Annotated in this window: 11 protein-coding genes; 7 read left to right on the plus strand and 4 right to left on the minus strand. The window is 72.6% G+C overall.

Features of this window, described 5'->3' with window-relative positions; all coding sequences use genetic code 11:
* Positions 1 to 131 precede the first annotated feature (131 nt).
* Both EEJ42_RS39480 and EEJ42_RS39485 read right to left on the minus strand, forming a co-directional pair.
* Entirely contained in the window at positions 132 to 605 is a 474-nt protein-coding gene (locus EEJ42_RS39480; protein WP_123106975.1) for a roadblock/LC7 domain-containing protein, read from the minus strand.
* A complete protein-coding gene (locus tag EEJ42_RS39485; protein ID WP_342778392.1) occupies positions 586 to 3,255 on the minus strand; it encodes a sensor histidine kinase in 2,670 nt (889 codons plus the stop codon). Before EEJ42_RS39485 ends, EEJ42_RS39480 begins: the two co-directional genes overlap by 20 nt.
* Positions 3,256 to 3,585: 330 nt before the next feature.
* On the opposite strand from EEJ42_RS39485, the gene EEJ42_RS39490 reads away from it, so the two are divergent.
* Positions 3,586 to 4,722, plus strand: a complete 1,137-nt coding sequence (locus EEJ42_RS39490; protein ID WP_123106977.1) for a substrate-binding domain-containing protein — start codon at positions 3,586 to 3,588, stop codon at positions 4,720 to 4,722.
* A gap of 17 nt (positions 4,723 to 4,739) precedes the next feature.
* Here the strand turns inward: EEJ42_RS39490 and EEJ42_RS39495 are convergent, their stop codons facing one another.
* Positions 4,740 to 5,849: a beta propeller repeat protein gene (locus tag EEJ42_RS39495; protein ID WP_123106978.1), complete on the minus strand. Its 1,110-nt coding sequence runs from the start codon at positions 5,847 to 5,849 to the stop codon at positions 4,740 to 4,742.
* A 113-nt stretch (positions 5,850 to 5,962) separates the two neighbouring features.
* On the opposite strand from EEJ42_RS39495, the gene EEJ42_RS39500 reads away from it, so the two are divergent.
* From EEJ42_RS39500 to EEJ42_RS39515, 4 genes are all read left to right on the plus strand, one after another.
* Positions 5,963 to 6,874 (plus strand): phosphorothioated DNA-binding restriction endonuclease, encoded by a 912-nt coding sequence (locus EEJ42_RS39500; RefSeq protein WP_123106979.1) that lies wholly within the window; start codon positions 5,963 to 5,965, stop codon positions 6,872 to 6,874.
* Positions 6,871 to 7,689, plus strand: a complete 819-nt coding sequence (locus EEJ42_RS39505; protein ID WP_123106980.1) for an endo alpha-1,4 polygalactosaminidase — start codon at positions 6,871 to 6,873, stop codon at positions 7,687 to 7,689. The genes EEJ42_RS39500 and EEJ42_RS39505 overlap by 4 nt, the downstream gene beginning before the upstream one ends.
* A 117-nt stretch (positions 7,690 to 7,806) precedes the next feature.
* Positions 7,807 to 8,460 (plus strand): ATP-dependent Clp protease proteolytic subunit, encoded by a 654-nt coding sequence (locus tag EEJ42_RS39510; RefSeq protein WP_123106981.1) that lies wholly within the window; start codon positions 7,807 to 7,809, stop codon positions 8,458 to 8,460.
* Positions 8,461 to 8,464: 4 nt separating this feature from the next.
* Positions 8,465 to 9,070, plus strand: coding sequence for a ClpP family protease (locus tag EEJ42_RS39515; RefSeq protein WP_123106982.1), 606 nt, complete (start codon positions 8,465 to 8,467; stop codon positions 9,068 to 9,070).
* 54 nt (positions 9,071 to 9,124) lie between these two features.
* On the opposite strand, the gene EEJ42_RS39520 is transcribed toward EEJ42_RS39515, so the two are convergent.
* On the minus strand, positions 9,125 to 9,517 hold the full coding sequence (locus tag EEJ42_RS39520) for a helix-turn-helix domain-containing protein (protein ID WP_123106983.1): 393 nt from the start codon (positions 9,515 to 9,517) through the stop codon (positions 9,125 to 9,127).
* A 147-nt stretch (positions 9,518 to 9,664) separates the two neighbouring features.
* Here EEJ42_RS39520 and EEJ42_RS39525 point away from each other — a divergent pair, with 147 nt between their 5' ends.
* Positions 9,665 to 10,558: an alpha/beta fold hydrolase gene (locus EEJ42_RS39525; RefSeq protein WP_123106984.1), complete on the plus strand. Its 894-nt coding sequence runs from the start codon at positions 9,665 to 9,667 to the stop codon at positions 10,556 to 10,558.
* A gap of 73 nt (positions 10,559 to 10,631) precedes the next feature.
* Positions 10,632 to 11,791: gamma-glutamyltransferase family protein (locus tag EEJ42_RS39530; RefSeq protein ID WP_184503491.1), on the plus strand; the 1,160-nt coding region annotated here is incomplete at its 3' end.

Consider the following 11,791-nt stretch of genomic DNA (forward strand, 5'->3'; position numbering starts at 1 on the left):
CGGCTCCGGCGCGGCGGGCGGGCCCGGCTCAGCGGCCGCGCCGTCCGCCCCGGCCGCGCCGTCCGCCGTCTCGTCCGGCTCCGGGCCATCGGTGGCCATCACGCCGCCCCCCTTCTGCATGTGCGCACGCGTCAGATGATGGGGGTGGCGGCGTTCTTCTTCAGCTCCAGTACGAGCTGGGGGGTGAGCGCGGCTCCGGCCCGGTTGGCGAAGAGGGTCATCTCGTACGCGATGTTGCCCAGCTTCGCCTCCTTCGTCGTCACCACGCCGAGGACGGCGCCGCAGCCGATGGCCGACACCAGCACGTGGCCGCCCTCCAGGTCGATGATGACCTTGTTGAGGCCGCCCAGGCCGTAGTTGCCGGAGGCACCGGCGGCGAGGCTCGTGACGCCGGAGACGATCGCGGCGAGCCGCTCGGAGTCGGCCTGTTCACGCAGCTCGGACGCGGCGATCAACAGGCCGTCGGACGACACGGCGATGGCATCGACGACACCGGCGGTGTGGGTGGCGAACCGGTCGAGCAGCCAGGTGAAGTCGGCCGCGGCTGCTCGCAGATCGGTGGGTTCCTGCCCAGCGGGACTGCTCTTACCTGTCGGCGTGGTCACTGCCCGACTCCTTCCGGGGTTGCTGATGCGGCAATGGCGTGGGTTCGGGGTCGGTCGGCGTGGTGGCACTGTCCTGCTGTGCCCTGCGTACGGCGGCCTCGAACTCGTCGAGTTCCGACCGGACGGCGTCGGCGTCGGCGGGCGCGCGGACGGCCGCGATGCCCCGGTCGGCCGAGGGGGTGGTCTTGTCGAGCGTCGCGCCCCGTACCCGCCGCCGCAGCGGACGGGACGTGGGCTCGCCGGACGACTTCTCCCCGGCGGAGGGCCTCTCCCCCGTGGACGACTTCTCCCCGGTCGGGGACGGCGTCTGCTCGGTGGACGGTTCCCGCTCCGCAGGGTCCGGAATGCCCTCCGCACCCTTGCGGTTCGGGATGCGCCGGGGCAGGCCGCCGGGCTGCGCGGGTGCCGCCTGGCGCGACTCCGGCGCGGGGGCGGGCGTCCGTACGGGCAGCGGCGTGGCACCGGTGGACGCGGGAGCGGAACCAGCGGAACCAGCAGAACCAGCAGAACCGGCGGAATCGACGGGCTCGCGTCCGGACGGCGTCCGCGCCAGCTCCGTGACCACCGGCGGCGCGGCCGCCGCGTCCCCGGCGTTCACCGCCATCAGCAGCGCGTCGGGGATCCACACGGTGGCGGTGACGCCGCCGCCGGGCGTACGGCTCAGGGTGACCCGGATGCCCCAGCGCCGGGCGAGGCTGCCGACGACGAAGAGGCCCAGCACCTTGGTGGGGACCAGGTCGAGGCGTTCGCGGCGGATGAGCCGGGCGTTCTCCTCTTCGAGGCGTTCCGCGCCCATGCCGAGGCCGTGGTCGATGACCTCGATCAGCGCGCCGCCGTCCGCGGTGATGTCGGTGCCGGGCCGGACGACGACCTCGACGGGGGTCTCGGACGGGGAGAACGCGACCGCGTTCTCCAGCAGTTCGGCGACCATCAGCGTCAGATCGCCGATGATGTCGGGCGCGACGGTGACCTCGGTTTCGGAGCGCAGGGAGACCCGCTGGAACCCCTCGATGCGGCCGAGGCTCGCCCGGATGACGTTGGCGAGGGCGGTCGGCTGGGCGTCCAGCTCGGCTTCCCGGATTCCGGCGAGCAGCATCAGGCTGTCGGCGTTGCGCTGGAGGCGTACGGCGATGTGGTCGATGCGGTAGAGCCGCTCCAGCACCTCGGGAGCGTGTTCCTCGCGTTCGACGGCGTCGATCAGGGTGAGCTGGCGGGTGGTGAGGTTGCTGACCCGGCGTCCGACGTTTCCGAACATCTCGCCGACGTTGCGGCGGCTGAGCACCTGCCGTTCCAGCAGCGCCGCGGCGGTGACCTGCACCTGGTTGAACGCCTCGGCCAGGTCGCCGATCTCGTCGCGCACGGGTACGGGGATGGGCCGGGGCCGCAGCGGGGTGCTGTCGGCGGACTCGTCGTCCTCGTCCTCGACGCGGGCGAGTTCCTCGCCCGCCACCTCGACGACCTGGTGGGCGGCGCCGGTCAGGGCCGCCAGGGGGCGTACGACCGAGCGCCGGACCAGGAAGGAGAAGCCGAGCCAGGCGGCGAAGCCGACGACGGCGAGGCCGAGCAGGGCCACCGCCTTGCGCAGGGCGTCCTCGGAGAGGCTGTCGGCGCGGGCGGCGATCTGGGCGGTCAGCGTGCCGGTGATGGCGAGGCGGTCCTCGGCCTGCCGGGTGCCCGCGGCGACGGCCTTGCGCAGTGACTGCGGCGACTGGCCCTGGAGGGAGCCCGGGTCGATCTGGAGCTCCGCGAACTTGGCGTCGAAGCCGTTCTCCTCGGCGCTGCGCTCGATGCCCTCCAGGCGCAGGACCTGGTGCCGCCCGGCGATTCTGCTGAAACGATCCGCCTGTTCCTCGTAGATCCGGTGGGCACCGGCCGCGCGCGTGTACTCGGTGAGGGCGTTGGCGTCCCGGGTCTGGGCCGAGAACACGCCGCTCTCGAACGCCGCGTGGGCGGCGTCGGCGCGCAGCACCGTGTCGAGCAGCTCGACCACCGAGGACGACGAGGAGCCGGAGAAGCGGTCGAGCCCGATGCCGTCGATGAGGTAGCCGACCGCGTTGGCGTACGCGGGGTCGATACCGGCGGCGGGCACCGAGCCCCGCTCGACCTTGTCCCGCAGCACGCCGAGGCTGCCGACGTAGTCGAGGGCCCGGCCCTCCTCCTTCGCCAGGCCCGAGCCGAACGCGGAACGCACCTCGGTGGCCTGCTCGTCGGTGGCCCGCTGCATCCGGCGGTAGTCGACGGTCGACGGCAGGTCCGCCCCGGGCCGGGCCGACTCCTGCTCCACCGCCAGCAGCAGCGCCTGCCGGTGCTCGGCCTGGATGTCGTTGATCAGCCGGGTGACCTGCTCGCTGTCGCGCACCAGTTGCGCGGTCCGGCCGGCGTCCAGGGCCTGCTGCACCTGGCCGTACGCGCCGACGCCCAGCAGCACGCCGACGACCACGACGGGCACGACCACCAGGACGTTGAGCTTCCGCCGGAACGGCCATCGGTCGAGGACGGCTTCCGTTCGCGGCAGGGCGTCCGCCCTCCGGACGTCTGCCCTCCGGGCGTCTGCTCTCCGGGTGTCTGCTCTCCAGCGGAACCGGGGCTCCCGCGGGGCGCGCCCGGACGGGTCCGGTTCGCGCGGCGGGTCCTCTGTGTCCACAGACACCCGGGCCTCCTTCGATGTGCTCCTGAGCGGTGACCGAGGTGTCGTTGTTGCCGACCGCCGACGACCGGGGAGCGTGACGCGAGCGACGTCCGCGCCCATGCGAGCGACTAGTTTGCGCCACACGTCCAACCGGCCGTGAACACTACCGTGTGTGCGCACGCACGCAAGACATCCACCGACAACGGTTACCGAAGATCCACGCTTGTCAGGTTTAGGCCATTGCCCCGTCGCTTGCTGCTCGCTCCCGGGGGCTGCCCCGCGGGGCACCGGCACCCGTAACCTGTCTCCTCGCACCACCGGCCCGAACCTCAGTGCCCCGCGAGGAGACCCGTGCACGCCACCCGCAAGTCGGTCCTGACAGCCGCCGCGCTCCTGGCCGTGGCCACCACCGGCTGCGAGCCCGGATCCGGCACCGCCGCGACGCAGCCGCGTCCCGCGAAGCCCGGCTGCCCCGCCACCCTCGCCAAGGCCAAGCAGGCGGTCGCCAAGGCCGAAGACGTGGACGCCCCGTGGAAGGGCCCCACGACCGGCCCGAAGGCCCGCCACGGGAAGAGCATCGTCTTCATCGCCCAGACCCTCACCAACCCGGGCGTCGCCGGAGTCGCCCAGGGCGTCCAGGAATCCGCCAAGCTCCTCGGCTGGAAAGCCCGCACCCTCAACGGCCAGGGCACGCCGAGCGGCATCCGGTCCGCCTTCAAGGAGGCCCTCGACCTCAAGCCGGACGGCATCGTCATCGGCGGCTTCGACCCGGAAGTCGCCGCGGACGGGGCCGAGAAGGCCAAGGCGGCGGGCATCCCGCTGATCGGCTGGCACGCCACCGACGCCCCCGGCCCCAGCGAGAAGCCGGAACTCTTCAGCAACGTCACCTCCCGGGTCGAGGACGTCGCGAAGATCAGCGCCGACTGGATCATCGCCCGGTCGGACGGCCACGCGGGGGTCGTCCTGTTCACCGACGCCACGGTGCCGTTCGCGAAGCGCAAGTCGGACCTGATCAAGAAGCAGCTCGCCACCTGCTCCGACGTCAAGCTGCTGAGCTACCGGAACATCCCCATACCCGACGTCAACCGCCGCGCCATCGGGGCGGTGCGCTCGCTGCTCTCCCGCTACGGCGACAAGTGGACCTACTCCGCCGCCATCAACGACCTGTACTTCGAGCACACCGCCCCCGCCCTGCGCGCCGCGGGCAAGGACGGCGCGGGCGCCCCGTACACCATCGGCGCCGGTGACGGCGACCCGTCGGCCTTCGAACGCATCAACACCAAGCAGCACCAGGCCGCCACCGTGCCCGAGCCGCTGTCCGAGCAGGGCTGGCAGATCGTCGACGAGTTCAACCGCGCCTTCGCGGGCAGGCCCGCCAGCGGCTACGTCGCCCCCGTCCACATCACCACCGCCGCCAACAGCGGCGGCGCCCTGTCGTGGGACTCCGAGGGCTACCGGCAGGCGTACCGGCAGATCTGGGGCGAGTGAACCGCGCACAAGCGCCGTCAGTCGCCCTCGCCGGGGAACCGGGTCCAGGTGCGGCCGCCGTCCTGTGACCGCCACAGCCCCTCGCCGTCGATGTGGTCATAGCTGGGTACATCGGAGTCGGCGATGCCGTAGAGGGTGTTCCCCAGTGCGATGACCGAGGTGAGGTGGGCAGGCTCGGTGATCTTGTGGAAGGAGCGGTTGGCGGGGGTGTCGGCGATCAAGGGGGTCGCGTCGTCGCCCTGGATGAACACGCGGCCGTCATCGAGCACCTCCACCTCGACCTCGCTGATGCCCTTCTTGAATTCGTTCAGCGGCAGTTGATCCGAATTCCGCAGCGTCTGCCAGCTCTTGCCGTCGTCCGTCGTCACGAAGAGCCCGGTGAAGAGGGTGTCGTCCCGGCCGACGGACTTCTCCAGGGGGACGGCGGCGGTGCCACCACGGGCGGCGATGTCCTCGCCCAGGAGCCGGTCCGGGAGGTCCCGGGACCGGTCGGGGCGGCCGCCCTCCCGGCGCGTCACCCGGTACGGCTCGGACCAGTCCGGCTGCCGGACTCCCCAGGCGACACCCCGCTCGTCGAGGTCGGTGAAGGTGAGGCCCCGGGTCGAGGGCACGCCCGCCGCGGGCGCCACGGTGTGGGTCGAGGTCCGCAGCAGCCTGTGCTTGCCACCGGACGACAGCAGCACATCGCCACGCCCGAAGGTGAGGGGCTTGTCGGACGACTTCACGGGATGCCGTTCGCCCCGTACGTCGAGGAAGAACCCGTCCTTGACGGAGGGGAGGAAGACGAAGCCGTCCGGCACCGCGTAGAAGGGGCCCGGGTCTTCGTCCGTGCCCTCCACCAGGTCCATGTGTTCCGCGTGCTCGGCGACGATGTCACCGTCCGGGCCGTACAGGCGCCAGGCGTTGGCGCCGGGACCCTCGTCGTCCTCCACGGAGGTGGCGTTGTAGCGCAGCAACATCGATCCGTCATCGCTGCGCAGGGCCTCGTAAGGCGCTCCGACGGCGTCGATGACGTCCCGGGCGCGCGGCGTCTCGTCCTCGATGACCTGGGTGTATCTCGTCTCGCGGTCGGCCGCGGACTGCGGCGATCCGCAGGAGGCCAGGGCCGGTGTCAGGAGGGAGGCCATAACGAGCGTGGCCGCAGGGGCCGTTCGGCGGAGCATCAGAGAAGACCGTTTCGCGCGACTGCTGTGGGATGGCCGATCCTCACATGCCGCCGCTCCGTCATACAGTCCGTGGCATGGACTGGATCGAGCGCGTCGGCAATCTGCGGCAGTGGACCAGCAACGGGGTGCGCGCACCGCACAAGCCACTGCTGATGCTGTACGCCCTGGGCCGGTTCCAGCACGGGCCCGACCAGGCGCTCCGCTACGCGGACATCGAACGGGACCTGAAGGAGCTGCTGCGGGACTACGGGCCGCCCCGCGACACCTCGCCCTCGTACCCCTTCCACCACCTGACCAACGACGGGGTGTGGGAGGTGCGCACGGCCGACGGCGGCTCCAGCCCCGGTTCGGGAGTGGGGGCATTACGGGCGAGCGGCGCGGAGGGGCGGCTGGTGCCGGGGCTGCGGTCCGCGCTGTCCGCGGAGCCGGACCTGCTGGGGCGGCTGGCACACGTCCTCCTGGACACCCACTTCCCGCCCTCCCTCCACACCGACATCGCCGCCGCGGTCGGGCTCGACCTGGAGTCGGCCGACGGCGCGGCGGGGACGACGGTGACCGCACGCGACCGGCGGCGCGCGGCCGAGCTGCGGCGGCAGGTGCTGGTCGCCTACGAATACCGCTGCGCGTTCTGCGGATTCGACGGGGCGATCGGCCGGGTGCCGGTGGGCCTTGAGGCCGCGCACGTGCGCTGGTGGGCCTTCCGCGGCGCGGACGACCTCGCCAACGCGCTCTGCCTGTGCTCCCTGCACCACAAGCTGTTCGACCGGGGGGTGCTGGGCCTGGACGGCGGCCGGCGCATCATCGTCTCCCAGGAGTTCGTCGGCCGCGGTGCGGCGGCCCGGTCCCAGGTGCTCGACCTGGTCGACCGTTCGCTCCTCGGGCCGCAGCGCGGCAGCGACCCGGTCGCGGCGGAGAACGTCGCGTGGCACACGGAGCAGGTGTTCCGGGGCAAGCCCCGGGTCGCGCGGGTGGCGCAGGAGGCATGAGCATGGTCCACTCCCCCGCCGCGCACAGGCGGCCCGCCATCATCGGCGCGTTGGTCCTGGCCGTCGTGGCGCTGTCCGGCTGCGGCACCACCACGACGAACGAGCCAAAGGTGAAGCTGCCGCCGGTGGGCGCCGCCTGGGACTACCAGATCGGCGGCGCGTACGAACCCCCCAAGGGTGTCGAGATCGTGAGCCGTGACCGCGCGGACGATCCGGCGCCGGGCCTCTACAACGTCTGTTACGTCAACGCCTTTCAGACCCAGCCGGACGAGAAGTGGCCGTCCCGGCTGCTGCTGCACGACACAAAGGGCGAGGTCGTCGAAGACCCCGAGTGGGACGGGGAGTCGGTGCTCGACATCACCACGGCCGCGAAGCGCGAGGAGGCGGCCGAGAAGGTCGGGGCGTGGTTCGAGGAATGCGCGGACAAGGGGTTCGACGCCGTCGAGCCCGACAACCTCGACACCTTCACCCGCTGGCCCGACCTGCTGACCGCGGACCAGGCCACCGCGTATGTGTCCCTGCTGGCGAAGCGCGCCCACGACCTGGGGCTCGCGATCGCGCAGAAGAACACCGGGCCGCTCGCCACGCGCCGCGCGACGGCCGGGCTGGACTTCGCGGTGGTCGAGGAGTGCGGCAGATACGACGAGTGCGGGGCGTTCGCGAAGCCGTACAAGGACCGGGTGGTCGTGGTCGAGTACGAGGACAAGGGGATGGCGAAGGCCTGCGACGACTTCGGCGACCGGCTGTCCGTCGTACGCCGCGACCGGGACGTCTCCACCCCGGACGACGACGGGTACGTCCGCGACGTCTGCTGACGTCTGCTGACGGCACATCTGCCGCGGGCAGAGAAAGCTGTCCCGGCGGCCGGTGCGGGCCGACAGTGAAGTGACCGCGGCGAAGTCCGCCGCGGGTCACCACCTTTGGGAGGCCCGATGCCAGCACCCCTCACCGGCTGGGACCCAGCCCTGAGCCCCCGCGCCGACGAGGGCGATACGCCGCCCTCACGCTTCGACGACCACCTCGCCGCGCAACTCCTCACCCAGCGGATCGTCTTCCTCGGCACCCAGGTGGACGAGGTCTCCGCGAACCGGGTCTGCGCGCAGTTGCTCCTGCTGTCGGCGGAGGATCCCCGCACCGACATCAGCCTCTACATCAACAGCCCCGGCGGCTCGGTGACGGCCGGGCTGGCGATCTACGACACGATGCGGCTGATCCCCAACGACGTCGCGACCCTCGCCATGGGGTTCGCGGCCAGCATGGGGCAGTTCCTGCTCACGGTCGGCACGGCGGGCAAGCGGTACGCGCTGCCCAACGCGCGGATCATGATGCACCAGCCGTCGGCCGGGATCGGCGGGACGACCGCCGACATCGCGATCCAGGCCGAGAACCTGGAGTTCACCAAGAAGGCCATCGAGCGCATCACCGCCGAGCACACCGGCCAGACCCGGGAGACGATCTCCCGCGACGGCGACCGGGACCGGTGGTTCACGCCCGAACAGGCGAAGGAGTACGGGATGGTCGACCGCATCGTGGAGTCGCTGAGCGATGTGCGGCCGGGCGGTTCGCGACGACGGATGGGGATCTGAGGACATGGGCCAGTACACGATTCCGACCGTGGTCGAGCGCACCACGCAGGGCGAGCGCGCGTACGACATCTACAGCCGGCTGCTCTCGGAGCGGATCATCTTCCTGGGTACGGAGATCGACGACGGCGTCGCCAACGTCGTCATCGCGCAGCTGCTCCACCTGGAGTCGGCCGGGCCGGAGCAGGAGATCGCGATCTACCTCAACTCGCCGGGCGGCTCGTACACCTCGCTCATGGCGATCTACGACACGATGACCTTCGTGACCGCCCCGATCTCGACGTTCTGCGTCGGCCAGGCCGCCTCGACCGCGGCCGTGCTGCTGGCCGGGGGCGACCCCGGGCGGCGCTTCGTCCTCGAACACTCCCGGGTCCTGCTGGGCCAGCCCGCGACCGGCGGGGCGCGCGGCACGGTGTCCGACCTCAGCCTCCAGGCCAAGGAGATGCTGCGCATCCGCGCCCAGGTCGAGGAGGTGCTGTCCCGTCACACCCCGCACGACGTGGCGAAGCTGCGCGCGGACATGGACCGCGACAAGGTGTTCACGGCCGAGGACGCGGTGGCGTACGGGCTGGCCGACGAGGTGCTGTCGAGGCGGCTGGTCCGCGCCGCCTGACCTGGGGCACGGGGGTCCTCGGGCGACGAGCGGCGCGGCGAGCCACGTGGCGCCTCAGGCGGCGAGCCGCAGCCGGGCCTCGCCCTGATGGGAGTTCAGCCGCGCCTGCGGGGCGGCGGCGCCGGTCCTGCCCGGCCGCGCCCCCGCCCCCGTCAGCCGGATGATCTCGACCTGGGCCAGCGCGAGCAGATCGGCCAGCCCCAGACCGAGCGCGCGGGCGGCGGCCGCGAGGACTTCCGACGACGCCTCCTTGCGGCCCCGCTCCAGCTCGGAGAGGTACGGCATCGAGATCCGCGCCGCGTCGGCGACGTCCTTCAGCGTGCGCTGCTGCGCCAGCCGCTCCCGCCGCAGCACGTCCCCGACGACGTCCCGCCAGAGTGGCTCCTTGGCCGCGGGGACGGGGCGCAGGGGGATGACGCGGGCTGAGTTGGGCGCGTGGCTGCTCATCCCCTCAGCGTAGAAGCGTCCCGCCCACCGGTCAGCCAAGACCGCTCTGCCTGCGGCGAAATAGTCCTTGACAGCGCGCGCACGTGACGAGACGATACGTCTCGTTCCATTGCTCGTCCGTTCGTCCGCGCCGAGAGGACCACGCCCATGCACACCGCGCACAGACACACCGCGTATGTCGAAGCCGCCCCCGGCGTCCGGCTCTGGACCGAGCAGCGGGGGCCCGCGGATGCCCCGGCGCTGCTGCTGGTCATGGGCGCCCAGGCCGCCGGGCTGGGCTGGCCCGAGCCGTTCGTCGACGCGCTGGCCGAGCACCACCGCGTCATCCGCTACGACCACCGCGACACCGGCCGCTCCAGCTGGTCCTACGAGCAGGACCCCTACCGGATCGCCGACCTGGCCGAGGACGTGGTCGCGGTGCTGGACGGGCTGGGGGTCGAGCGGGCGCATCTCGTCGGGATGTCGCTGGGCGGCATCCTCACCCAGCTCGTCCTCGCCGACCATCCCGAGCGGGTGCTGAGCGCCACCCTGCTGGGCACCGCCGCGTGCAGCACCACCCCGTACGTCGCGCCCGACGGGACCCGGGTCCCCGTCGAGGAGCTGCCCGGGGTGGATCCGCGGATCCTGGAGGAGTGGGCGCGGCCGGTGGAGGATCACGGGCTGGAGGCCGAGCTGGACCGGCGGGTCCGGCACTGGAAGCTGTTGAACGGCGACCACATCCCCTTCGACGCCGACTGGTTCCGGGAGCTGGAGCGCGGGATCATCGAGCACACCGGGCGCTACGACACCTCGGGCGCGCACGCCCGCGCCGATCAGTCCGGGCTGGTGCGCACCGACGCCCTGGCCGCGACCGAGGTGCCCACCCTCGTCCTCGCACCCACCGCCGAGCCGGTGTTCCCGCTGCCGCATCCGCAGCACCTGGCCCAGGTCATCGGCGGTGCCCGGCTCGTGGAGATCCCCGGCATGGGCCACGCCCTGCCCCCGGCCGTGCTCGGGCCGCTCGCCGACGCGATCCTGGGGCACACCCGCACGGCGGGCTGAGCGCACCGTGGACCGGTGCGCGGGTGGTGCGCGATGCTGGGCCGCACCTCGGCCGCCACCCTCAGGGAGCTGCATGTTCACCACCCGGCCCACCCTCCAGGGCACGTACGGCATGGTGTCGTCCACCCACTGGCTGGCCTCGCAGTCCGCCATGGCCGTCCTGGAGGACGGCGGCAACGCGTTCGACGCGGCCGTCGCCGCCGGGTTCGTCCTGCACGTGGTCGAGCCGCACCTCAACGGGCCCGCCGGTGAGGTGCCGGTGATCCTCGCCCCGGCGGGGTCCCCGCCCACCGTGCTGTGTGGGCAGGGCCCGGCGCCCGCCGGGGCCACCATCGACCACTACACCGGGCTCGGCCTCGACCTGGTGCCCGGCACGGGCCCGTTGGCCGCGGCCGTCCCCGGCGCCTTCGACGCCTGGATGCTGCTGCTGCGCGACCACGGGACGCGGCGGCTCGCCGAGGTGCTGCGGTACGCGATCGGGTACGCCGAGCACGGCCACCCCGCGGTGGAGCGGGTCGGCGAGACGGTCGAGACCGTGCGGGAGCTGTTCGAGACGGAGTGGACGACGTCCGCCGAGCTGTATCTGCCGGGCGGGCGGTCGCCCGCGCCCGGGCGGCTGCTCACCAACCCCGCGCTGGCCGCCACCTGGCGGCGGCTCGTCGCCGAGGCGGAGGCGGCAGGACCGGGGCGGGAGGCGCAGATCGACGCGGCCCGCCGGGTGTGGCGCGAGGGCTTCATCGCCGAGGAGCTGGCCGCCGCGGCGGCCCGGCCCGCCATGGACTCCTCCGGGGAACGCCACGCGAGCACGCTCACCGGCGACGACCTCGCCGGTTTCGAGGCCACGTACGAGGATCCCGTCCGGTACACGTGGAACGGCTGGACCGTGTGCAAGGCCGGGCCGTGGAGCCAGGGACCGGTCTTCCTCCAGCAACTCGCCCTGCTGCCGGTCGGTCTTGGCGCGGAGGACCTGGGCACGCCCGACTACCTGCACACCCTCATCGAGGGCAGCAAGCTGGCCATGGCCGACCGGGAGGCGTGGTACGGGGACGCGGGCGCGGACGTCCCGCTCGCCGATCTGCTCTCCCGCCCGTACAACGACGCGCGGCGGGCGCTGGTGGGCGAGCACGCCTCGTACGCCCTGCGCCCCGGGCACCCCGGCGGCCGCGAACCCCGGCTGGGCAAGCAGGCGCTGGCCGCCGTCGCCCGGTCGGCGACCGGGACCGCCGGACCGGC

This window comes from Streptomyces botrytidirepellens, assembly GCF_003721215.1.
GTDB lineage: Bacteria > Actinomycetota > Actinomycetes > Streptomycetales > Streptomycetaceae > Streptomyces > Streptomyces himastatinicus.